Below are 24,497 nucleotides of genomic sequence, written 5' to 3' on the forward strand. Positions count from 1 at the left end.
CGGTGCCCGCCGCAAGCGAGCTAGGAGGAATCGCGATGACCGATGCCGGTCGCGGTCGCGACAGCACACCCCGCGGACATGTGCACGTCCTCGGTGCAAGCATCGCGGGGCTGCTGGCCGCGCGTGTCCTCGCGGATCACTTCGACCGGGTGACCGTGTTCGAGCGTGACCCGTTCACGGCGCAGGGCTACCGGGACGGTGTCCCGCAGGCCCGCCACATCCACGCCCTGATGCACCGTGGCAGTCAGATCATGGAAGAGCTCTTTCCCGGACTGCTGGCCGAGATGGCCGCTCTGGGCGTGCCCCACACCCGATGGCTGGAACGGTCCCGCTGGTATCTGGGCGGTACGCCCATGATCGCACCGCGCCACAACGAGACCACCCTCGCCACGCCGAGCCGCCCGCTGCTGGAAAAGCTGTTGCGGACCCGGGTGGCGGCCTACCCGAACGTGACGTTGTGCGACCAGGTCACGGTGGTCGGCCTGGCCCACGTACCGGGCCGTATCACCGGGATCCGAACCGTGACCGACGGATCCGACGTCAGTGAGATCATTCCAGGCGATCTGATCGTCGACGCGACCGGTCGTAACTCCGCTGCTGGGCGGTGGCTGGCCGAGCTGGGGTACCGGAGCCCGGCGGAGTCGCGGGTCGAGGTCGACCTCGGCTACTGCTCACGGCGCTACCGCCGCCGCCCGGATGACCTCGGCGGGGACGTCGCCCTGACCGCGTCGACCGTGCCGGGGATGCCGGGTGCCGCCGTGCTGGCCATCGAGGGCGACGCCTGGCACGTCACCCTGTCGGGCACGCTCGGCCGGCGGGCGCCGACGGATCCGGCGGGCTACCTCGAATACGCCGCCCGGCTGCCGGTTCCGGACGTCCTTGAGCTGATCCGCAACGCCGAGGCCCTGGATGACCCGGTCCAGCATCGGGTGCGCGATTCCATCCGCCGACGTTACGAGGACCTGCCGGATCAGCCGGCCGGCCTCATCGCCATGGGCGACGCGGTGACGAGTTTCAACCCCATCTACGCCCAGGGCATGACCGTCGCCGCACAGCAGGCACTGGTCCTGCGCGCCCTGCTGGGGGAGCCGGGCCCGGTCCAACCGGGGCGCTGGTATCGGCGCATCGCCCCGGTCATCGACAACGCGTGGGGGATGTCCACGGCGATCGACCTGCGCTCACCGCTGGTCAAAGGGGAGCGAACCCGGTTCGGAACGCTGTTCGGGCAGTACCTGAAGCATGTCCAGATGGCGACCGCGGTTTCCCCGTACATCACCGCCCGGTTGCTCGAGGTCATCAACCTGACCCGCGACCCCCGGGTGCTCCTGTACCCCGGGGTCGCCGTACGCCTGGGAGGACTCGCCGCGTCCCGTCGCCTGTCGACCTGGCCGGCGCGTCGCCGTGACAGGTCGCCGGCGGCGAGCGGCCCGGCGACGAACGTGCCGGCACCGCGACCGCCGGCGGCCGTCCTGCCGACGGACAGCGCAACCGGGGTGGGCACGTTGGCCGTGCGCGAGCGGACCGACGAGTCCGACGGGGTGATCTCGCTGACCCTCGCCCGTCCGGACGGGACCCCTCTGCCGCCCTGGACGCCCGGGGCGCACATCGACGTCAGGGTCGGCGACGGTGCGGTCCGGCAGTACTCGCTGTGCGGCGATCCGGCGCAGATCACCCAGTGGCGGATCGCGGTGCTGAGCGAGCCGGCGGGCCGCGGCGGCTCGGCCTACCTGCACGAGCAGGCGGTCCGGGGCGCGCGGCTGACGGTCGTGGGCCTGCGCAACAACTTCCCGCTCGTCCCCGGCGACCACACGGTGCTGATCGCCGGCGGTATCGGCATCACCCCGCTCCTTCCGATGATCGACGAGCTGCGGGCGACGGGCCGGTCATGGTCGCTGCACTACGGCGGCCGCTGTCGTGCGGCCATGGCCTTCGCCGGGCGGCTGGCTGACGACCCGCGCTGCACCCTGTATCCGCAGGACGAAGCCGGCCCACTGCCGCTGGAGGCCATCCTCGACGCCGAGCCGCCGGACGGCACGACGGTCTACTGCTGCGGACCCGAGGGCCTGCTTGCCGCCGTCGAACGGCTCTGCCGTGAGCGCCCTGCTCTGACCCTGCGGGTGGAACGGTTCCGTCCACGCCCGGCCGGGGCCGATGCGACCACCGTCCAGTTCTACCAGCTGGAACTACGCCGTTCCGGGATCACGTTGACGATCGAGCCCGGCAGGTCGCTCATCGACGAGCTGGGTGCGGCCGGCATCGAGGTGCCCTTCTCCTGCCGCGAGGGAACGTGCGCCAGCTGCGAGACGCGGGTGCTGGCCGGCGACATCGTGCACCGGGACTCGGTGCTGACCGACGAGGAACGGCTGGCCGGGAACACGATGATGGTCTGCGTCTCCGGGGCCGGCTCCGAACGCCTCGTGCTCGATCTGTGATCAGCGTCTACTGATCTTTCCGGCCGTACCCTCTCCTGCTCTGCTCGCATGTGCCGCGGTGCTGGCGCGTGCGGGTCGGCCCCGTCCGCCCGCGCACCGGGCGGACACTCCCGCGGAAGGAAACCCGCCATGTACGACGTGATCGTCGTCGGCGCACGCTGCGCCGGATCCCCTCTCGCGATGCTGTTGGCCCGCGCGGGCCGAAAGGTTCTGCTGGTGGATCGAGCGACGTTTCCGAGCGACACCATCTCGACCCACTTTATCCAGCAGACAGGCCTTGCGCTGCTGCGTGACTGGGGTTTGCTGGAGGCCGCGGTGGGCAACGCCAGGCCCATCCGGTACATGACCCTCTCCTTCAAGGGCATCAGCATCAGCGGGTTCGCCGACCCGATCGACGGCATCGACGCGGTGTACGCGCCGCGCCGGACTGTCATGGATGTCGCGCTGGTCGAGGCAGCACAGGCCGCCGGAGTGGAGTTCCGTGCGGGCTACATGGTCGAGGCGCTCGTCTTCGATGACGAGGGCCGGGTCGTGGGCATCCGGGGGCGTACGGCCGCCGGGGCGGTCAGTGAGGACCGGGCCCGGGTCGTCGTGGGCGCGGACGGCTCGAACTCCACTGTCGCCCGGCTGGCCGGCGCCGCCACCTACAGGCACCTGCCGGCGTCCTGCTTCATCTACTACAGCTATTTCGCCGGCCTGCCCTGGGAATCCTTCCACCACCGCACCGGCCACGACGAGCAGCAGATGGGAACCTGGCCGACCAACGACGAGCTGAACCTGGTCGCCGTGATGCGCAAGCGGAGCCGGTTCCAGGAGTTCCGCTCCGCCGCCGAGGCGAACTTCCAGCAGGTCGTCGATCAGATCACCCCCGAACTCGGCGACGACCTCCGCCAGGCCGAGCGGGTGGCACCGCTGCAGGCCATGCTCTATCCGGACAACTACTACCGGCAGGCCAGCGGGCCGGGATGGGCTCTGGTCGGTGATGCCGGATATCACAAGGACCCGTACACGGGAAACGGTATCGCCGACGCGTTCCGGCATGCCGCCATGCTCTCCCGCGCACTGTTGTCCGGCCTGGACGAGAACGACGACGTTCTCGGCGCGGCGCTGCGCGGATACGGCCACCGGCGCGACGAGGAATCTGCGGAGACCTACGACTTCACCTGCACGATCTCCGAGCTCGACCTGCCGCAGGACATCTACGACGCCTTCGACGCGTCAAGCCGCGCTCCGCGCTACCGCACGGAGTTCTTCCGGCTGCTGGCCGGCGCGATGCCCGGTCACGAGTTCTTCGCCCCCGAGCGGCTGACGCGCATGTACCGCGAGGTCGGATTCCAGCCGACCGTCGAGGTCTGACGCGCCTCGTTCTCCTGGACGGAGGGACGGCCATGTCAGTCCGACTGGTGGTGATCGGCGACAGTTTCGTCGAAGGCCGCGGCGACCCCGACCCGCACGGGTCGGGCTACCGCGGCTGGCTACCGACCTTTGCGGGTCTTCTCGGCCTGCGCGCCGACGAGTGCCGCAACCACGGCGAGCACCTGGCGACGACAGCCTCGGTCGTGGACCGGCAGCTCGACGCGGTCCGCTCCACACGACCCCGGCTGGCCGGAATGATCGCCGGCTTCAACGACATCGTCGGCGAATACCAGCCGGCCGAGTTCCGGAGTAATCTGGCGACAATATTCGGCACAATGACCCGACACGCGTCGCTCGCCTTCACCGGAACCTATCCGGACGTGACCCGGCGTATGTCCCTGACCGCTCCGGTGCGGGCCGAATTGAGATCCCGGATCCAGGATGCGAACGCCGCACTACGCGAGATCGCGGCACAGCTCGACCTGGTCTGTCTGGACGTCGACCATTCGGAAACAGACTGGGACGACGACGTGCTCTGGTCTGATGACGGGATTCATCCCAGCCGCGCCGGCCATCTCCGGTTCGCCGGGGAACTCGCCGGCGCCGTCGCCGAGAGTCTGGGAGTCGTGCTCACGGGGACGGCACCGGATTCGGTCCGACAACCCCGGGCGCTCGAGTGTCACTGATCGGCCGCCGCGCGCCGGGCCGCGGGCGGGAACCACGAGAATGCGGGAACCACGAGAAAGGGAAATCATGGATTCGACTTCCTCGTTCGACCACCGCCGACTGGAGAACACTCCGATCGCCATCGTCGGAATGGCCGGGCTGTTCCCTCGGGCCCGCAACAGCGGCGAGTACTGGCAGAACATCGTCGACGGCGTCGACTGCTCGTCCGAGGTCCCGCCCGACCGCTGGCGGGTCGACGACTACTACGACCCGGACCCCACCGTCCCGGACAAATCCTATGCCCGGCGCGGTGGATTCCTGCCCGAGATCGAGTTCAGCCCCATCGAGTTCGGGCTGCCGCCGAACCTGCTCGGCGTCACCAGCAGCCTTCAGACGCTGAGCCTGCTGGTGGCCCGGGATGTCCTGCTGGATGCGGGTGCGATCGGCGCGCCGTGGTACGACCCCGCCCGCACCGGCGTTGTCCTCGGGGTCGTCGGCTGCGTCGGGCTGATGCACCCGCTGGCGATGCGGCTGTCAACCCCGGTGCTGCGCGAGGTCGTGCGCAGCTGCGGGCTGACCGAGGCCGACGCCGAGGAGATTGCCGACCGTTTCACCAGCGCGTTCGCGCCATGGGAGGAGAACAGCTTCCCCGGTCTGCTGGCCAACGTCACCGCCGGGCGGATCGCCAACCGGTTCAACCTCGGCGGGATGAACTGCACGGTCGACGCCGCCTGCGCCGCGTCGCTGTCCGCGGTGCGGATGGCGGTCAACGAACTGGTCGACGGGCGCGCCGACATGATGATCACCGGTGGCTGTGACACCGAGAACTCGATCTTCACATACATGTGCTTCAGCAAGACCGGCGCGCTCGCCCACTCCGACCGGGTCCGGCCGTTCGACCAGTCCGCCGATGGCACCCTGCTCGGTGAGGGCATCGGACTGCTGGCGCTCAAGCGCCTTGCCGACGCCGAGCGCGACCACGACCGGATCTACGCTGTGATCAGCGGGATCGGCGCGTCCAGCGACGGGCGGGCCAAGAGCATCTACGCGCCCCGGGCCGAGGGGCAGCAGCTCGCGCTGCGGCGGGCCTACCTGGACGCCGGTTTCCCCATCTCCTCGGTGGAACTGTTCGAGGCGCACGCGACGGGCACCGCGGTGGGTGACCGCACCGAGATCGGTGCGCTCGTCTCCGTTCTCGACACGTTCACCGCCGACCGCCGGTATGCCGCCATCGGCAGCGTGAAGTCCCAGATCGGGCACACCAAGGGTGCCGCCGGCGCGGCCAGCCTCATGAAGACCGCGCTGGCGCTCCATCACAAGGTGCTGCCACCGACGATCGGCGTCGACAGCCCGAACGCGGCGCTCGCCGACGGCCCGCTCTACCTCAACACCACCGCCCGGCCCTGGATCCGCGATCCCGGCCGGCCGCGGCGCCGGGGCGGTGTGTCCGCGATGGGCTTCGGCGGCACCAACTTCCACATCGTGCTGCAGGAACACGGTGAGGCGCCGGCTGTCGCCCTCCACCGGCGCACGCGGATTCATCTCTGGGACGCCGAGGACGTCGATGCGCTGGCCCGGGCGGTCCGGTCGGGAGTGGCGGCGGCGTCCGTCGGGCCGGTGCGGGCAGACGCCCCGCGGCTGGCCCTGGTCATCAGCGGCGACGATCAGCTGGCCGAGCTGTGCGGACAGGCTGCTGACCTGATCGAGGCCCGGCCCGGCGCGGACGCCTGGTCCACCCCGGCCGGGATCTACTTCCGATCGCGGGCCCTGCCACAGCCCCGGGTGGGCGCGCTTTTCGCCGGCCAAGGCAGCCAGTACGTCAACATGGGGCTGGAACTGGCCCTGACCGAACCCGAGGTCAGGCGGGCGTTTGACGACGCCGAGCAGGCCTTCGCGGGCAGCGGGACGCGCCTGGGACCGGTCGTCTTCCCGCCGCGCGGCTTCGGCGAGGACGACGCCGGCGAGGCGCAGGAGACACTACGCCGTACCGAGTTCACCCAGCCCGCGATCGGAGCCCTGTCCGTCGGCCAGTTCCGGGCTCTGCGCGATCTTGGTCTGACCTGTGCGGCCTACCTGGGGCACAGCTTTGGTGAGCTCACCGCGCTCTGGGCGGCCGGTGTGCTTGGTGACGGCGACTTCTTCCAGCTGGCCCGCGCGCGAGGGCAGGCGATGGCCCCGCGCCGCGGAAGCGACGACGCCGGAGCGATGGCTGCGTTGCAGTGCTCGGCCACTGATGCCCGCCCCCTGGTGGCCGCCGCGGCGGAGGTGACGATCTGTAACTACAACGCGCCTGACCAGGTTGTCGTCGGCGGTCCGACAGCGCAGGTCGACGCGGTCGTGGCTGCCTGCCAGGACGCCGGGATCCGGGCCCGGCGACTGCCGGTGTCCGCCGCATTCCACACAGCGCTGGTTGCCCATGCGGTGGACGAGTTCCGGACGAGGATCGCGGACGTCGACCTGCGGACGCCCGATGCTCCCGTCCATGCCAACATCAGCGGCCGTAGCTACGGGCCGGACCCGGCCACGAACCGGGACCTGCTCGTGAACCAGCTGCGCAGTCCGGTCGACTTCGTCGATGGGCTGCGCGCCATCACCGAGGAGTCCGGCTGCAACATCCTCGTGGAGTTCGGACCGAAGCAGGTGCTCACCCAGCTTGCCCGGCGGACGGTCGCCGAGGATGTGGTCACCGTCGCCGTGGACGCGGGGCCACTCGGCGACAGCGACGTCGCCTTCCACCGCGCCATCGCCCAGCTGGTCGTCCTCGGCCTTCCCCTGCGCCTGCCGTTCGCCTCCGCCAGCACGTCCGCCGCGGGTGGATCCGCCGGCCCGGGCACGTCATCGGCCGCCGGGACGGTGACCCTGACCGGCGCCGAGTACATACCACCCACCCGTCGCCAGGCCTATGCCGACGCGATCGTGGCCGACTACCGCCTGGCGACCATACCGCCGGCGCCGGCGCTCGCGGACCCAACTCTGCGCGCGCCCGTCGAGCCCGTCGAGCCCGCCGAGCCCGCCGAGCCCATCACCGTGTCGACACAGAGCAACGAAGCCTGTGCCCATCGAAACGACTGGGATGCGGCGGCCGAGCTGGATGCCGGCGACCCCGTCACGCGGTTCACCGACATCCTGAACCGGCACACCGACCTGCACACGCGCTACCTCGACGGTCAGCTCAGGATCGCCGACGAGCTGCTGACCGCCCTGCGCGAACCGGATGTCGAGCGACGCCCGGGCCTTGTTGGGAGCATCGCGGCGGTCAGCGAGGCGATCAGCGACGCACACTCCCTGGCCAACAGTGTCCTGGCTCGGCTTGCCCACGCCGGTCTGTCCGATCTGGACAGCGCCCCGGCCGGCGGCGTCGCCGCAGCCGTGGCTCGGGTGGACGAGCCGCGGGCGGTGCCGTCGCCGGCCGTCGTGCCGGATCCGCCGATCTTGCCGTCGCCGGTCAGCGACCCGGCCGCTGTCAGGGCCGCCGAGCCCGCGCCGGTCACCAGTGGGAGCGCATCGCCGCTGCCGGACCAGGACCCCGCTGTGGGAGCCGGGGCGGGCGGGGATTCGGTACGGGCGGCGGTGGTCGAGATGGTGGCCGACCGCACGGGCTACACGGTGGAGATGATTGATCCGGGGATGGATCTGGAGGCGGATCTGGGGGTTGATTCGATCAAGCGGGTGCAGATCGTCGGTCTCCTGCGTGAGCGGTATCCGCTGTTGCCGTCGCCGGGGCCGGAGACGTTGGCGGAGCTGCGGACCATCGAGCAGCTCGTCGGTCATCTGACCGCCCGCGCGCCGGCCACGGCCGAGGGAGCACCGTCCGCCGACGGGGAGAACGCCGAGAGCACTGCCGACGTCGCCAGTACCGTCAGCGGCGGCGCGCTCACCACCATCCCGCGCCATCGCCTCACCGTGGTGGATCTGCCCCCGGTCGACCAGGCGCCGGCACCGTTCCCGAGCGAACCGGTGGCGGCGATCGTCCGGCTGGGGCCGGGCACCGCCGACGCCCGAGCCCTGGCAGATCACCTCACCGCCGCGGGCTGGACCGTCGCGGAACTGGCATTCGACGATGAGCCCGCTGCAGGCTGGATCGGCGTGGACTGGATCGGCGTGGACTGGGACGACGCTGGCCTGGAACGACGACTGGCCGACTTCTTCGCCGCGTGGCCCGGGCTCGACGCCTGTGTGGTGTGCGCGGGAGCTTCGGACGACGTCGGTCACAACATCCGGCGCCTCGCCGAAACGGTGCTCGTGGCAAAGCACGCCACCATGCACCTGGCGAACGCCGTCGCCGGCCACCGGGCCGCCTTCGTCACGCTGACCCGCATTGATGGACGCCTGGGCGCGCATGACGTCGGCGCGCATGACGTCGGCGCGCATGACGTCGGCGAACAGAACATCGCGGTGAAAACCGAGGCGGCGAGCCGGCTGCTTGGCGGCCTGGCTGGCCTGACCAGGACGATCACCGCCGAGACGCCCGACCTGTTCGCCCGGGCCCTGGACATCCATCCCGATCTGCCGGCCGAACATCTTGGCCGCAAGGTCCTGGCGGAGCTGTGCGACGCGGCCGTCGCACCGCCTGCGGTCGGGCTCGACTCCGCGGGAAACCGGTGCACGATCATTCCGGTTCCTGCCGCGGAGACCCGCGACCTCCGAGCTGCCGGGGGCGAAGAACCTGACCTGACCATTCGCCCCGACGACGTCGTTCTCGTCACCGGTGGCGGTCGAGGTATCACCGCCCGCTGTGTCATCGCGTTGGCTGAGGCGGTCTCGGCCGAGTTCATCCTGGTCGGACGGACCGACATCACGGACCCGGAGCCCGCATGGTGCGCGGGAGTCGACGACGTGGACCTGGCCCGCGCGATAGTCGCCGACCAGGCGCGCGAGGGGGTCACGCCGCATCCACGGGCCGTGGCGACCGCAACGGCGCAGGTACGAGCGCGGCGGGACATCGTCAGGACGCTGCAGGCGGTGACGTCCGTCGGGGCCCGAGCCCGCTACCTCAGCGTCGACATCAGCGACCCGGACGCGGTCGCCCAGACGCTCAAGGCTGACCGGGACCGGATCACGGTGCTGGTGCACGGCGCCGGAGCCCTGGCTGACAGCCTGCTCACCCGCAAGCGGGGTGACGATCTGCGCACCGTGTTCGGCCCCAAGCTGGTCGGCCTGGCCGGTGTGCTCGGGGCGATCACCAACGCGCCGCTGCGACAGGTCGCGCTGTTCTGCTCGGTGGCCGGGGTCTTCGGCAACAGCGGCCAGTCGGACTACGCCGTCGCGAACGAGGCACTGAGCCGCTGGCCCGTCCCGGTCTGCGCGACCTCGGACGGTCCGCACCCGCGCGTCGTGGCGATCGCCTGGGGTGCGTGGGACGGCGGAATGGTGACCGCCGACCTGCGGACCCTGTTCGAGTCGCGGGGCGTGCAGCTCCTGGACGCCGACGCCGCCGCCGCCGCCTTCGTCGCCGAGATGACCGCGCACCGAGACAGCGCCAGCATCCTGCTCGCGCCGGCGCTGCCCCTGACCGGCAACCCGCCGGCCACGGCCGGGGCGGACCATGTCGCCTGCCGCGACATCGCAGACCTTTCGGCTGACGACGTCCTGCGGGCACACCGGATCGGCGCCACGATCGTGCTACCGGCGGTCCACGCCCTCGGCTGGATGATCGCGGTGGCCGAGGCGGCCCACCCGGGCCGGCAGGTGACCTCGACCGAGGCGTTCGAGGTGCTGCGCGGGATCACCTTCGACACGGACGGCGAGCAGCCCCACCATGTCCGGCTGACCACCCGGTCCGAACGGGGGGACGAGCTGGTCGTCACCGCCAGGATCGCCGATGGTCGCCCGGCCCGGGACGCGCCGCCCGGCGCCGCACGCTACCGCGCGACCCTCACGCTCACCCCTCTCGCGGGACATCGCTCCGCGCCGCCGGGTGAGCACCGGAGGCCAGCAGGAGACAGCCCGGTGGCGCCGGAGGACGGGACGCAGGTCTACGAAGGGGGCATCCTGTTTCACGGCCCGGTGCTACAGGGAATCCGCTCGGTCCTGCGCCGCGGTTCGGACGAGCTGCTGGTCCGCTGCGAGCTGCCCCACCCGGCCGTCGAGCGGCCCGGCTACGGTGGTCACCGGTACCGGGCCGTGCCCACCGACCTGCTGTTGCAGGTGGCGCTCGTGCTCGCCGCCGAATCCGGGACGGTCGGGTGGCTGCCGCTCGGTATCGACCACGTGGAGCTGTGGGAGCCGCTCCCGCTCGGCGAGGCCTTCACCGTCCGGGCGTGGAAGGTCGGGTCGGACCCGAACCGGATGCGCGTGGACGCCGAAGCGCACTCGGTCTCCGGCCGCGTCCTGCAGCGACTGACGGGCGTCGCGCTGGTCACCTCGCCCGGTCTGGACGAGAAGTTCCGGGCCGGGGCGCGCAGCTGGACGCTGTCCGGCACACCGGGAGGAAGCCATGCCGACGTCTGACCCGAGCCAGGACAGGCCCGTCGGCACCGACATCGAGAACCTGGTTGTCGAGATCGACGAACTGGGCTGGTCCGATTCCGCCGAGGCCGCCGCGACCGGCGGTGCTGTGGACGGGCCGGGCGACCGGGCGTCCGGCCCGGCAGGGGCCGCCGATCGTCTCCATCGCGGCGTGGCGTACGCGCACGGCAACGCCCTCGCCGCACAGCAGGCGCTGCAGAGGGTTCTGGTACGGCAGTGGGCGAAGGAGCGCACCGCGACGGCCGGTGCCGGCCTGCTGCCCACGCCGCTACCCGTACCCCGCGGTGTGGCGGCCAGCGTCGGGCGCTCGTACGAGATCTGGGACGACCGGCTCGTCGAACGGCCGGGTCCGCCACCAGCACCCCGCCCGTGGCCGTCGCGGCGTTCCACTCCCAAACCTCTGGCATCGTCGGCCCGCAGGGCCCTTGCCGAACAGGATCTGGCGGCACTCGCCCGCGGCGAGATCGCCGCCGTCTTCGGATCCGCGTACGCCCAACCAGGGCTCAATCGGCGGGTGGCGCTCGGGGCGGGCCGGCCGCTGGAACTGGCCGCGGTCGACCGGCTCGACCATCGTGGCGGGCCGGCCGGTCGCGGTGTCCTCGAAGCACGCCGCCGGGGCGGGGGAGGCGCCGGCGCCACCGGTGGAGCCGAGGCGGGTCTCCCGGAGCACCACCTTGCCGCAGCTCGGCAGGCAGTCGAGGTCATGGGCCTCTATCTCGGCATCCATCTGTGCTTCGCCGACTGTGAGCTCGTCGGCGGGCTTCCCGTCGGCGCAGTTCCTGCCGGCTGGCCGGCGTCCGTCCTGTCACTGTCGGCCGAGCCGAACGCCGCCACGGTGCGCGTCGAGGTGGCCGCTGTCGAGCTGGTCCCGCTGCCCTGGCTGATGGCCGATGTCACGTTCCACGACCGCCACGGCGCGATCATCGGCCGGATCGGTGGGCTCGCCATCCAGGCCAGACCCAGACCCGGCATGCCCCTGGGGCCTGGCGTCGGCGGGACCGTGCCCGAGTTCCTCGGCCGGTTCAACGGCCGCGGCGAGCGCGCGCTGCTCAGCGAATTCAACATCGCCCACATCGCGGACGGAGACCAGGCGATCGCGATGGGCCCGGAGTTCGCCCGGTTCTCCGACGTTCCGTCAGTCCGGCTGCCCAGCGGTGACCTGCTGCTGGTCGACCGCGTCATGTCCCTGACCGGTCGCCGGGGTGACACCCGTGGCGAATCGCGCTGGCGGACCGAGTACGACTCACCGGCCGACGCCTGGTACTACCGGGACAGCGCGAACGCCGGGATGCCCAACTGCGTTCACATGGAATCCTCGCTGCAGGCCGCGGCGTTCATCGGTCCGTACCTGGGCGGCACGCTGCTCGGCGGGGGCGAGGAGCCACTGCGGCTGCGGAATCTGGAGGGGCAGGCGACACTGCTGCGGGAGGTCGAGCTCCGGGACCAGACCATCAGCCAGGAAAGCTCGGTGCTCGCGACGTCGATCACGCCGAGCGCACTGCTGCAGGAGTTCGCCTACGAGTGCTCGCTGGCCGGCGAGCCCTTCTACCGGGGCACATCGCTGTTCGGGTACTTCAGCAACGAGGCTCTGAACAACCAGGTCGGCCTTGATGGCGGACGGTGTGCGCCGACGTGGCTCGAGCTCAACGACACCGCCGCGCTCCGGACTGTCGATGTGGCCACACGCCGGTCCGCCGCGGGAGGGACTGCCTGCTCGGTGGGACAGCTCGCGCTGGTCGACGAGTTCGACGTCGTTGACCACGGCGGGAACGCCGGCCTGGGCTATCTGCGCTGGGAGCAGCCTGTCGATCCGAACGCCTGGTATTTCGATCAGCATTTCCGCCTCGACCCGGTGATCCCCGGGTCGTTCGGAGTCGAGACGTTGCTCCAGGCAGTCCAGGAATGGGCACTGGACGCCGGACTCGACCGGGAGCTCGAACGTCCCGAGTTCGTCGTTCCGGTCGGCGCCACCCTGCGGTGGAAATACCGTGGTCAGTTTCTTCGGTCCGACAGTCCGATGATCTTCGAGGTCCACATCGTCGGCGTCGAACGCCGGCCGGGCCGGGTGCGGGTCATGGCGGAGGGGAACGTCTGGAAGCCGAAGATGCGTATCTACCGGATCGATCGGATGTGCATCGAACTGCGCGATGCAGGCGCTCCCGACTGGTGAGAGAATGCGCCGTTCAACCTCCCGGCGGGGTCGCGGCAGCGGTCCCGCCGGGTTTCTTCATGGCAGTCGCGGCCGCGCCGAGGGCGTTGATGAAACGGCCGAGCAACGGGGTCTCGTGGGATTTCCGCCACAGTACGTGCAGGGCCAGTAGAGGAGTTGGCTCGACCAACGGGATGTATGTCATGGGGCCGCTCGCCGGTGGGCGTGCCTGACGGCGTTCTCGTTCCACGCCGGTGGTGAAAGCCACCATCGAGCGCGAGGCCACCAGTGCATTGGCATGCCAGGGGTCGGATACGAGGTCGAAGACGTTCAGATCGACTCCGGCCTGCATTGCAGCACTCGCGATGGCGTCGTACATCATCGGGCTCTGCGCACGTTCGAAAAGGATGCAGGGACGGCCCGCGAGGTCGCTGAAACGCACCACGCTGCGGCCCGCGAGCCGGTCGGACGGCACGACGACCACCTGTACCTGGATCGGGTGCAGCCACCGGGCCGAGAGGTCCGACGCAGACGGTTTTCCGGAGGTGATCGCCATATCGAGTTCGCCGGCCTCAAGGGCAGCCAACTGCGGACCTGTGCGTAGCTGCTGCAGATGGACATGAACGCGCGGCGATTCCCGCTGGAAGGCACTGACCGCACCCGGAAGTACCGTCCGGCTGGCCACGACGCTGTACCCGACCTTGATGGATCCGATGTGCCCGGAAGCTGCCAGCCGAGCGTTCGCGCAGGCCTGCTCGAATTCGGCCAGGGCGTTGCGGGCATTCATCAGGAAGGCTTCACCGCTCGGGGTCAGCTCGACTTTTCTCGACGTGCGGTTGACAAGCTGGACCGCGAGATCTCGCTCTAAGATCTGTATGTGCTGACTGAGTGTCGGCTGGGTGATGTGAACACGTTTGGCGGCGCGACTGAAGTGCAGTTCCTCGGCCACGGCGAGGAATGATCTGATGTGCTTGATCTCCATCATGATCTCACTTGTCAGCAGGCTGTCGGGAATCGGCCCTGTGGTGGATGGAGCAGGTGGGCGGGTGCCGCCGAGTCGGCGCCCTGCCCGGACATCGGGCCGCTGGCCGACCCGGCCCACGGGCACCCGCCGTAGATCACGGTTCGCTGGCGCCGGATCGATCTGCGCCTCTCGGTGCCGGCCAATTACTGGAAATACGTCCAGAATACTCTGGTCGAGTTTCGGCGAGCTGAAATCACGATGGGTCGTTGTGACGCCAGGTGGTGCACGAAAAATACTATTGGTTGGTGCTGAACTATGGGTGACCACGGGTCGAAGTTCTGGTGGGCCCGAAAAAGATCACATCCGCTGATTCTCGGTAGTGGTCGCGGGGTGCTGTTGTGACCTGGGAAGGCGACGCGCGCCGGCGGTCCAGGTGATCGGCGGAACGCGGTCTTTTCGACCCTCACGTCGGTCGTTGCCGAGCTTTCAACCGGCTGGGCCCCGCTTCTGTCCGCAGGTCGATTGGCTGGCTTCGATGCACCCTGCCTGGATTACCCGGGGCGGCGGTCGAGCAACGCCGCCAGCGCCGGGAGGTCGGCCAGGTGGCGCAGGGTGTCGTTGAGGTGGGTGCAGGTCGGCGGGCCGACGAAGGCGCGGCGCACGGTCGTGCGGGCGTCGGCGGCGGGCTGGCCGACCAGCCAGGCGGCGCTGGGGACCGCCTCGGGGCATTCGAGCCACGGCAGTACCCGTGGCGTCGCGGCGAGGCGGGTGAACCGGGTGTCCTGGCGGTCCGTCGCGCCGTGCACCTCGTACTCGTGCACGACCGTCTCCGGTTCGCCGTCGGGCTGGAAGCTGTCCCGGAACAGGACGTCGACAGTGAGCTCAGCGGCCGGGCCGGTGGCTTCGGCAGGGATCAGGTCGATGCGACGTAGGCGCCGGGAGCTGTGGGGCGGCAGCGGGTCGAGGGCGCCGACCTGCCAGGCCAGCGGATCGTCGGGGGAGGCCAGGGAGGGCGCGGGCGGTCCGGTCGGAGCGGGGGGACGACCCGTCGTTTCGAGTTCGATCATGATCGTCGCGCCGCGGCGCCATCCGGCGCACTGGTCGGCCCCCCTGGCCAGCGCTGACGCCGAGGTCGCCTCGGCGGGAAGTGCCAGCGTCGCCCCGGTGGCGGCAGACGTCCCAGCGGTGCCCGGAGCGGCCGTGCGCGCGGCGTGCAGCAGGATCGTCCCGCTGACCAGCACGGCGATCGGGACGTCGTCGAGCAGCGCGGCGAGGATGGGGTCCAGGCCCGCCGGATCCGGTGCGACCTCGCGGAGCCGGGAGCGGAACCCGCGGCCCAGTGGGGTGCCGACCAACCTGGCGAGCTCCGGGCGCGGCGGGGTGCTGCGGATCGCTGTCACGACTCGGCTGCCGAACGCGTCGATGTCGATGTCGAGCGCCCCCTCGGCGCGGGTGGTGACCGTGCCGTCCGGATGGGTCACCAGGTCTCGCCCGGAGCCGTGGACCTGCAGCGCGCCGACGAGTCCGGTGGAATATCGGGTCTCGACGGCGAGGGTGCGCCGCACCGAGCCGGGGCGCCGTGGCGGTGTGCCGACGCTCGGATCATGGACGCCATGCCGAGGATGCACCATTTCGACGGTACTCCGACCTGCCCGGGCGGCGCCATGATCGCCCTGGTCGGACGGGACGGGCAGGTCCACCGGGTACGTCCGGCGTGGAGATCGGTGGTTCTCGTCCGCGGACTGTTACTGTCCGCACTGGCCTTCCTCTGCGCTGTGTCGCTGACCTATGACGCAGCTGTGTGTCCTGTGTGGACACTGTGGCCGGAAAATGCCGCGATCCGGGCTGAACCGGTCTGCGCGCGCCCCCGTGTCACCCGGTGAGCGAATCGACCCTGGCCGGCCACCCGTAAGGAGCGACCATGACCACTCTCGACGACCTCGCCCAGCACGCGCGCGACGACCGGCGCGGCGGCACAGCCACGCGCGGTCCCGCGACGCGGCGCGGGGTGCTCTCGTCCGCGGCGATCGTCGCGACCGCCTCCGGCGCGGTACTCGTCGCGGGCTGTGGCAGTTCGGGCAGCTCCGACGACGCGGCGTCGTCGGGCTCCACCGCGTCCGCGTCGGCGGCGGCGAGCACGCAGCCGAGTGCGTCCGCGAGCGCCGGCGCCTCGGGCGGTGCCGGCAGCGGCGGCACGGTGCTCGGCGCCGCCAGCTCGGTCCCGGTCGGCGGCGGCACCATCTTCGCGGCGCAGAAGGTGGTGGTCACCCAGCCGACCGCCGGCACGTACAAGGCGTTCAGCAGCACCTGCACGCACCGCGGCTGCCAGGTGAACACGGTCGCGAACGGGCTCATCAAGTGCCCGTGTCACGGCAGCGACTTCAGCATCACCGACGGATCGCCGCAGGCCGGTCCGGCCCAGACCGCACTGCCCGCGGCGAACGTGTCCGTGGACGGTGCGAACATCGTCCTCAACAGCTGACTTTCGCCAGCACCTGATCCGACAGTCGACCGCTCGCGGCGGAGTCCCAAAGATAATCAACGCTGTTGACGACTCCCCGCGGCGGCCGGCAAGGTAGGATCACACACCCGGATCGACCATGGCGCCTGAACCTCGAACTCGCGGACGTCCTCGGCAGGCGTGACCGGACTGTCCCGCACCTGGATGACCGGCGCCGTGCAGGGCCACCACCGCCCAGATCCCACCGCCAGGCGTCAGGGCGAGCGCCAGGGCCAGGAGACCGGCCTGCGACCGGGCAAGACGGCCCAGCCGTGTGCGCGGCCCGGTGTCACCCGAGTATCCGGTGTCACCCGAGTGCCCAGTGCCAGGCAATCCCAGTCGGTGGTTACGGATCGTAACAGTGACATACTGCTGGCATGACGGACGGGGGAGGGTTCGCTACCCAGCCGGCCTTTTTTGTCGCGTACACCGACGTCGACCGCCGCTGGGCGGAGTGGGTCTCGTGGGTGTTGGAGGCGGCGGAGCACCAGGTGGTGCTGCGGGCCTGGGACTTCGGGCCGGGATCCCGGGTCGTCGAGGAGCTGCACCAGGCGACGCAACGGGCCGCGCGCACCATCATCGTGGCGTCCGAGGCGGCGCTGGTCTCCTCGTCGACCACCGCGGCCTGGCAGGCGGCCTGGGCGGGCGACGACAACGGTCGGGCCTGCGGCCTACTGGTGTTTCGGGTCGAACAATGCCGGCTGCCCGGGTTGCTCGGCCAGACTGTCGCCGTCGACCTGTTCGGCCTCGACGAGGAAACGGCCCGGCGCCGGGTGCTCGCCGCCGCGGTGGGTGGGCGGGCCAAACCCACGCAGGCACCGGGCTTTCCCGCCACCGATCCAGCTGCGCCGGGCGCGTCGGCGGCGCTGACGGACAGCCCGACGTTTCCACCGGATCTGCCTGCGGTGTGGGGGGTGCCGCCGCGGCTGGCGTGTTTCGTCGGTCGGGAGGACCTGCTCGCGCAGCTGCACACCCAGCTCACCGCGGACGGCCCGGGTGGGGGCACGTGCACCGTCACCGTGACCGCGCTGGCGGGAATGGGCGGAGTCGGGAAATCCGCGGTTGCGATCGAATACGCCTACCGGCACGCCGCCGAGTTCGACGCGGTGTGGTGGCTGCCGACGGAGAACATCGATCCGGTCGGTGAACCTCTCGCCGACCTTGCCGCCCAGCTGGAGATGCCCGTCGACGCGCCGACCAGCCACGTACTGGCCATGCTGCGACGTCGCCACCCACGTCACCTGCTGATCGCGGACAACGTCGACGAGCCCGGTCAGGTCGCGCAGTATCGCCCGGCCGGCAGCGGTCGGCTACTGCTCACGTCGCGGCGCACCGGATTCGACGCGATAGGGGCGGTCCTCGACGTGCCGACGTTCACCCGGGCCGAATCGGTGGAGCTGCTGACCACGCGGGTTACCGGCCTTGACCCCGTGGACGCGGACCGGATCGCCGAGCTGCTCGGTGATCTCGCCCTTGCGGTGGAACAGGCCGCCGCCTACCTGAACCGCGTCAGCCTCGGTCCGGCCATGTACCTGCGGCATCTGGAGCAGCGGCTGGGCGACATGCTTGGACGAGGCACGGTGGCCGAGCGCCCGCAGATCACGATCAGCAACCTGTGGACGTTGTCGGTGGCACAGCTGGGCGAGGAGTCGCCAGCCGCCGTCGAGCTGCTCGACCTGTGCGCGCTCGCGGCCCCGGAACCCCTCCCTCTCGACCTGGTTCCCGCCAGCGTGCAGTGGCTCGACGACGGCCCGCTGAAAGCAGCGGCGGAGGACGACGCGCTGGCCTGGCCGGAAGCGGTTGCTGCGCTCACCGGCTTCAGCCTGTCCCGCCGCGAACACGACGCGCTGGTCACCCACCGTCTGGTGCAGGCCGCGACGCGGCAGGCGATGTCCGCCGAGCGGGTCGCGGCCGGCCTCGCCACGCTGGTGCGTGTGCTCGCCGGGTACCTGCCGGCGGAGATCCGGGAGAACCCGCCGGCCTGGCCACGCTGGCGCCAGCTGCTCCCGCACGTCCGCGCCGTCCTGGCCCAGGCCGATCCCGCTGCCGATCCCGCCGCCGTGCGTGGGACCGGCGGCGTGGCCGGCCTCGATGCTCGTCCGGGCCTTCCCGCGCTGGCTGTCGAGCTGGCCCCGCTGTACCAGCGGGCCGCCGTCTACCTGGGTGAACATGGCCGGCCGGTGCAGGCACTGCCCCTGTCCTACCGTGCGGTGGCCCTGCACGAGGCCACTGTCGGTCCCGATCACCCGGACACCCTGACGGCACGGCACGACCTCGCCTTCACCTGCCGGCTGGCGAACGAGCTGGAGGAGGCGATCACGCTGTTCGAGCAGACCCACGACGACCAGCGCCGGCTTCTCGGCGCCGAGCACATCGACACCCTGATGACCGGCAACAATCTCGCCTACGCCTACCAGGAGGCGGGGCGCCTCGGCGATGCGGTCGCCCTGCACGAGCGGACCCTCGCCGCACGGGTGCGCGCACTCGGCGCGGACCATCCGCACACCCTTGGCTCACGGAACAATCTGGCACTGGCCCTGCAGGCCGCGGGACGGGCCACCGCGGCGGTCGCCCAGTATCGCGAGATCGTTCCCGAGGTGGAGCGGGTGTTCGGCCCGGACAGTCCCGCGGTGCTGTTCGCCCGGAGCAACCTCGGTCTCTGCTGCCTGGAGATCGGCCGCTTTGACGAGGCGATCGTCCTGCTCGAGCACACCCTTGCCGACCGCCTGCGGATTCTCGGCCCCGACCACCCCGACTGCCTGACGTCCCGGCACAATCTGGCGATCGCCTTCGAACAGGCCGGCCGGATCGACGAAGCCATCGCGTTACAGGAACAGACACTCCGGGATGCGCAACGGCTGCTCGGGCCCGACCACCACGACACCCTCGGCACCAGCAACGCGCTCGCCTTCAGCTACGAGTCGGCGGGCAGGCTTGAGGAGGCCATCGGCCTGTACGAGCAGACCCTCGAGGGCGTACAACGGGCCCTTGGCCCGGAACACCCGCACACCCTGATCACCCGCAACAACGTCGCGGCGGCCTGTAGCAGCGCCGGCCGGTTGGCCGAGGCGATCACCATGTTCGACGACATCCTCGCCGACCGCCTGCGGATTCTCGGCCCCGACCATCCCGACTGTGTGGCCTCCCGCCACAACCTGTCCGCCACTCTGCGCTCCGCCGGCCGGCTGCCGCAGGCCCTGGAGGGGTTCGAGCGCGCCCTCCACGACGCCGAACGTATTCTCGGTGTCGATCATCCCGCCACGCTCAACACCCGCGACCTGCTCGCCACCACATACCAGGAATCCGGACGGCCCACCGAGGCCATCGACCTGTTCGAACGTAACCTCGGCCTGGCCGAACGGGTCCTCGGCGCCACCAACCCCGACACCCAGAACTTCCGTGCCCGCCTCACCGCTGTTACTGCCTCCCCCGCTCCGACTCTGCCTGGCTGGGACGGCCGAGCTGGTCAGTAGACGTCGCGCACGTAACGGTGCTGCGCGGCGAGGGCGCGCAGGTGGGCGGCGGCGCCCTCGGGAGTGAGGTTGCCGTGGGTCGTGGCGATCTCGCGCAACGCCGTGTCGACGTCGCGGGCCATCCGCGTGGCGTCCCCACAGACGTAGAGGTGGGCGCCGTCGGCCAGCCACGACCACAGCTGCGCGCCGTGCTCACGCATCCGGTCCTGCACGTGGACGCGGGTGTCCTGGTCGCGGGAGAACGCCGTGTCCAGCCGGGTGAGGGTGCCCGCCCCGACCAGCGCCGTCAGTTCCTCGGCGTAGTGGAAGTCGGTGGCGCGGTGACGCTCCCCGAAGAACAGCCAGCTGCGACCGCAGGCGCCGCGGGCCTGGCGTTCCTGCAGAAACCCGAGGAAGGGCGCGACTCCCGTCCCCGGCCCGATCATGATCATCGGGGTGGTGTTGTCGGCAGGCGGCCGGAAGTGCGGCGAGCGCTGCACGAACACGTCCACCGGCGTGCCCGGTGCGGCGTCGGCGAGAAACGTCGAGCACACGCCCTTGCGGACACGTCCCCGCTGGCCGGTGAACCGCACCACCGAGACCGTCACGCTGACCGACGTCGGGTCGACCAGCGGGGACGAACTGATCGAGTACAGCCGCGGTCGCAGCCGGGGCAGTACCGCCAGCCACTGCCGGGCGTCCGCCCGCACCGGATACTGCGCCAGGACGTCGACCAGCTGCCGTCCCCACGCCCATGCGGCCAGATCCGCGCGGCGGTCGGCCCGCACCAGCGCACGCAGCTGCGTGCGGTCTCCCGCTTCGTCCGTGCTGCCGGGGGTGCCGCGCTCGGCGACGAAGCGGAGCAGGTCGGCACGCACCGAGGTGAGATCGAAGTGGTACCGCAACGCCGAGTGCAGCGGCATCGACTCGTGCGGGGACGGTCCCTGCCGACCGGCGAAGCCGCCCGTGCCGTTGGCGGCCGCAGCGCCGGTGTCGAGAGTGACGGAGGTGGACGGGTCGAGGCCGGTCAGGGCGAGCCACTCGTCGACCAGCTCGGCGCAGTTCACCGGCCACACCCCGAGCGCGTCACCGACGGCGAAGTCGAGGCGCTCGGCGGCGACGTCGAAGGTGAACCGGCGAACCTCCTTCGTCGACCCGTCCCCGCTGAGCAGCCGGTTGCCGATCAGGGGCGCCGACAGCGGATCGGTACGGCTCGGGGCCGGGCTCTCGCCGGACGTCCGCGGCCGAGGCAGTGCAGCAGGCTGCGGACGCGCCGTGACCTGCACCCCGGCATGATCGGACGGCGCGGAGCCGCTGGCGGCCGGACTGGCGGCGAGGGCGGTCAGGACGTCGTCGAGCCAGGCGCCGAGGGCGTCGGCGTAGTCGGGCTCGCACTCGACGCGGGGGAGCAGCCGGTCGCCGCCGAGGGCGCCCAGACGTTCGTCCAGGCGTCGGCCGTGGCCGCAGAAGTCGGCGTAACTCGAGTCGCCGAGTGCCGCGACGGCGAAACGCCGACCCTCGAGCAGCCGGGCCGCGTCCTCGGCGTTCAGGTCGTCCCACAGGCCGCAGCCGTTGTCGGGAGGATCCCCATCGCCGAAGGTGCTGGTCACGACGAGCAGATCCCCGGGATCACGCAGGATGTCCGCCGCCGGGGTCGACATCTCCCGCAGCCGCGCCTGCCAGCCTGCCTGCGCCAGCCGTTCGCGGACCGTGGCGGCCGCTTCCTCGGCGTTGCCCGTCTGCGACGCCCACAGCACCTGCACCACCCGCGTGCGCGGCTCCGGACCAGGCTCGGCGCCGCTGCTGCCGGTGGTGGAGGGGGTGGTGGGCTGGCGGACCGGGCTCGGCGCCGAGGCGGTGGCGCCGCCGGCGAGAAAGCCGTCGAGCCACTGGCCGGTCGCCGCGTCGAACGGTGCGCCCGCGGGAATGCGCAGGGCGGTCGGGGTGCCGTCCGTCGGGGCACCGGTGGTCGTTGTCGCCAGTGCGGCCTGGGCGGCGAGGAAGCCGGCCAGGTAGTGGCGTTGTGGATCGGTCAGCGACGGTGGCGCCGGGTCGAGGTCGAACGTGGTGCCCAAGGCCGCGAGCAACGCCAACCGGTGATCGGCCCGTCCCGTCCCGGCCGGGCTCGGCCGGGCGAAACCGTCCGCAGGACCCGTCGGTGTACCGGGACGGGCGGGGTCACCGAGGTGTTCCGCGGAACCGCCGGCGGGGGTACCGACGTGTTCCGTGGAACCGTCCGAGGGCGAGGTGGGGGCGGGAGGTGTGACGTCCACCCTGGTCAGGGACACAGCGGCGACTTTCAGTTCGGGTTGGAAGGAGATCGGGTCGACGGCGTCACTGGTGACGGCGTTGATGGCGAGATCGGCGCCGAACACGTCGTTCCAGTGAAACGGCGCGAAGCAGCTGCCGGGCAGCACCCGGTCGGTGACCACCGCGGGCAGTACGGCCTGGCCCCGGCGTGAGGCGATCCGCACCCGGTCACCGTCGTGGACAACGAGAGCGGCGGCGTCCGACGGGTGGATTTCGACGAACGGACCGGCGTTGAGGCGGTTGAGCTTCGCGACGGTGCCGGTCTTGGTCATCGTGTGCCACTGGTGCGCGACCCGACCGGTGTTGAGCAGGAACGGATGGTCGTCGTCGGGCAGTTCGGCTGCCGGCAGGTGCGGGCGGGGATGGAACACCGCGCGTCCGCTCGGCGTCGGGAAGACCAGCCGCGGCCGGGTGCCGTCCGGGTGGACGAGCAGGGGCTGACTCACCCCGTCGTTGCGATAGCGGATGGGGTTACGCGGGCCGGCACCGGGCGCCGCCGGCCACTGCACGGGACCGGCGCGCAGCCGGTCGTAGGACACGCCGCGCAGGTCATAGCCGGTCTGCGGATTGTGGAACGCGCGGATCTCGGTGAAGATCTCCTCGGCATCGGCGTAGGTGAACGCCGCGCCGTACCCCATGGCGGTGGCCACACCGGCGATGAGCTGCCAGTCCGCCCGCGCCTCGCCGGGCGGGTCGACGACCTGGCGGGTCAGCGTCAGGTTCCGCTCGGAGTTGATCATGATGCCGTCGGTCTCGGCCCACATCGCCGCGGGCAGCAGCACATCCGCGTGTGCGTTCGTCTCGGTCTCGGCGAACGCGTCCTGGCTGATGACAAGCTCCGCGGCGGCCAGGCCCGCGAGCACCGTCGACCGGTTGCCGACGGAGGCGACCGGGTTCGTGCAGATGATCCAGCAGGCCCTGATCTCGCCGTCGGCCATCTTCTGGAACATCTCGACCGTGCCACGGCCGACGTCGGTGCGCAGCCGTCCCGGCGGCAGACCCCATTGTTGTTCGACGAAGCTGCGGTCGGCCTCGACCAGCACCGAACGCTGGCCGGGTAGACCCGGGCCCATGTACCCCATTTCCCGGCCGCCCATGGCGTTGGGCTGGCCGGTCAGCGAGAACGGGCCGGCGCCGGGGCGGCAGATCGCACCGGTCGCCAGATGCAGGTTGACCAGCGCGTTGGTGTTCCACGTGCCGTGGGTGCTCTGGTTGAGGCCCATCGTCCAGCAGCTCATCCACGTGCCGCGGGCCGCGCCGAGCCAGTCGGCGGCGCGGCGCAGGTCGTGTTCGGCGAGGCCGGTCAGCTCGGCCACCGCCCCCGGCGAGTAGTCGGCAAGAAACGGTTCCATCGCCGCCCAGCCCTCGGTGTGTTCGGCGACGAAACCGTCGTCGACGTGACCACCGGCGACCAGCAGGTGTAACAGGCCGTTGAGCAGCGCAAGGTCGGTGCCCGGGCGGACCTGCAGGAACAGGTCGGCCTTGGCCGCGGTCGCGGTGCGCCGCGGGTCGACGACGATCAGCTTCGCGCCGGCGCGGACCCGTTCCATCATCCGCAGGAACAGGATCGGATGGCAGTCCGCCATGTTGGCGCCGATGACCAGGAACGCGTCGGCGTGGTCGAAGTCGTCGTAGGAGCCGGGTGGGCCGTCCGCGCCGAGCGACAGCTTGTAGCCACTGCCGGCGCTGGCCATGCACAACCGCGAGTTCGACTCGATCTGGTTGGTGCCGATGAACCCCTTGGCAAGCTTGTTCGCCAGGTACTGCGCCTCCAGCGTCAGCTGTCCCGAGACATAGAGTGCGACGGCGTCCGGGCCGTGCTCGTCGACGATGGCGCGCAGCCGGTGGCCGACGGTGGTGATCGCCTCGTCGACGGGGACGTCCTGTGGTGCGGCGCCGCGGGTTGCGTGGGTGCGGGCGGTGGCCAGCCGTCCCGGTGTGGCGGCGGCGAGCATGTCGGCACTGGTCGCGCCCTTGGTACACAGTCGTCCACCGTTGGCCGGATGCTCCTTGTCGCCGCTGACCCGGCGCAGCTGGGGCCGCCCGTTCGGGCCGGGCACGACGTCGAGGACCATGCCGCAGCCCACCCCGCAGTACGAGCACACCGACCTGACCCGGCCGGCCGCCGCCGTCTCGGCCGCCGCCGCTGCCTCGGTACCTGTGGACGCCGGCACGTTGTCCTCCCGTTTCCGGTCCTCCG

At 71.0% G+C, this 24,497-nt stretch carries 10 protein-coding genes; 7 read left to right on the forward strand and 3 right to left on the reverse strand.

The features are described 5' to 3' along the window. The first annotated feature begins 35 nt into the window (after positions 1–35). The 5 genes from ND747_RS06060 (at position 36) to ND747_RS06080 (ending at position 13,092) form a co-directional block, all read left to right on the forward strand. The gene (locus ND747_RS06060; RefSeq protein WP_251732469.1) at positions 36–2,432 is read left to right on the forward strand and encodes a 2Fe-2S iron-sulfur cluster-binding protein; all 2,397 of its coding nucleotides are present in this window, start codon (positions 36–38) and stop codon (positions 2,430–2,432) included. A 129-nt stretch (positions 2,433–2,561) separates the two neighbouring features. After that, complete coding sequence (locus ND747_RS06065) at positions 2,562–3,788, forward strand: NAD(P)/FAD-dependent oxidoreductase (protein WP_251732470.1); 1,227 nt, start codon at positions 2,562–2,564, stop codon at positions 3,786–3,788. A 32-nt stretch (positions 3,789–3,820) separates the two neighbouring features. Then, on the forward strand, positions 3,821–4,474 hold the full coding sequence (locus ND747_RS06070) for a GDSL-type esterase/lipase family protein (RefSeq protein WP_251732471.1): 654 nt from the start codon (positions 3,821–3,823) through the stop codon (positions 4,472–4,474). Positions 4,475–4,541: 67 nt separating this feature from the next. Beyond that, positions 4,542–10,904, forward strand: coding sequence for a type I polyketide synthase (locus ND747_RS06075; protein ID WP_251732472.1), 6,363 nt, complete (start codon positions 4,542–4,544; stop codon positions 10,902–10,904). Further along, positions 10,891–13,092 (forward strand): beta-ketoacyl synthase, encoded by a 2,202-nt coding sequence (locus tag ND747_RS06080; RefSeq protein WP_251732473.1) that lies wholly within the window; start codon positions 10,891–10,893, stop codon positions 13,090–13,092. The genes ND747_RS06075 and ND747_RS06080 overlap by 14 nt, the downstream gene beginning before the upstream one ends. 13 nt (positions 13,093–13,105) lie before the next feature. Here ND747_RS06080 and ND747_RS06085 read toward each other — a convergent pair whose 3' ends face one another. Further along, positions 13,106–14,056, reverse strand: a complete 951-nt coding sequence (locus ND747_RS06085; RefSeq protein WP_251732474.1) for a LysR family transcriptional regulator — start codon at positions 14,054–14,056, stop codon at positions 13,106–13,108. A gap of 530 nt (positions 14,057–14,586) precedes the next feature. Continuing rightward, entirely contained in the window at positions 14,587–15,735 is a 1,149-nt protein-coding gene (locus tag ND747_RS06090; RefSeq protein WP_251732475.1) for a DUF2889 domain-containing protein, read from the reverse strand. Between the two features lie 221 nt (positions 15,736–15,956). Here ND747_RS06090 and ND747_RS06095 point away from each other — a divergent pair, with 221 nt between their 5' ends. Both ND747_RS06095 and fxsT read left to right on the forward strand, forming a co-directional pair. Beyond that, the gene (locus tag ND747_RS06095) at positions 15,957–16,517 is read left to right on the forward strand and encodes a Rieske (2Fe-2S) protein (protein ID WP_251732476.1); all 561 of its coding nucleotides are present in this window, start codon (positions 15,957–15,959) and stop codon (positions 16,515–16,517) included. A 395-nt stretch (positions 16,518–16,912) separates the two neighbouring features. After that, positions 16,913–20,008: an FxSxx-COOH system tetratricopeptide repeat protein gene (gene fxsT, locus ND747_RS06100; protein WP_251732477.1), complete on the forward strand. Its 3,096-nt coding sequence runs from the start codon at positions 16,913–16,915 to the stop codon at positions 20,006–20,008. On the opposite strand, the gene ND747_RS06105 is transcribed toward fxsT, so the two are convergent. Further along, on the reverse strand, positions 20,002–24,372 hold the full coding sequence (locus ND747_RS06105) for a bifunctional nitrate reductase/sulfite reductase flavoprotein subunit alpha (protein ID WP_251732493.1): 4,371 nt from the start codon (positions 24,370–24,372) through the stop codon (positions 20,002–20,004). The genes fxsT and ND747_RS06105 overlap by 7 nt on opposite strands. Positions 24,373–24,497: the final 125 nt, after the last annotated feature.

The sequence above is a fragment of the Frankia sp. R82 genome, assembly GCF_023716925.1.
Lineage (GTDB): Bacteria > Actinomycetota > Actinomycetes > Frankiales > Frankiaceae > Frankia.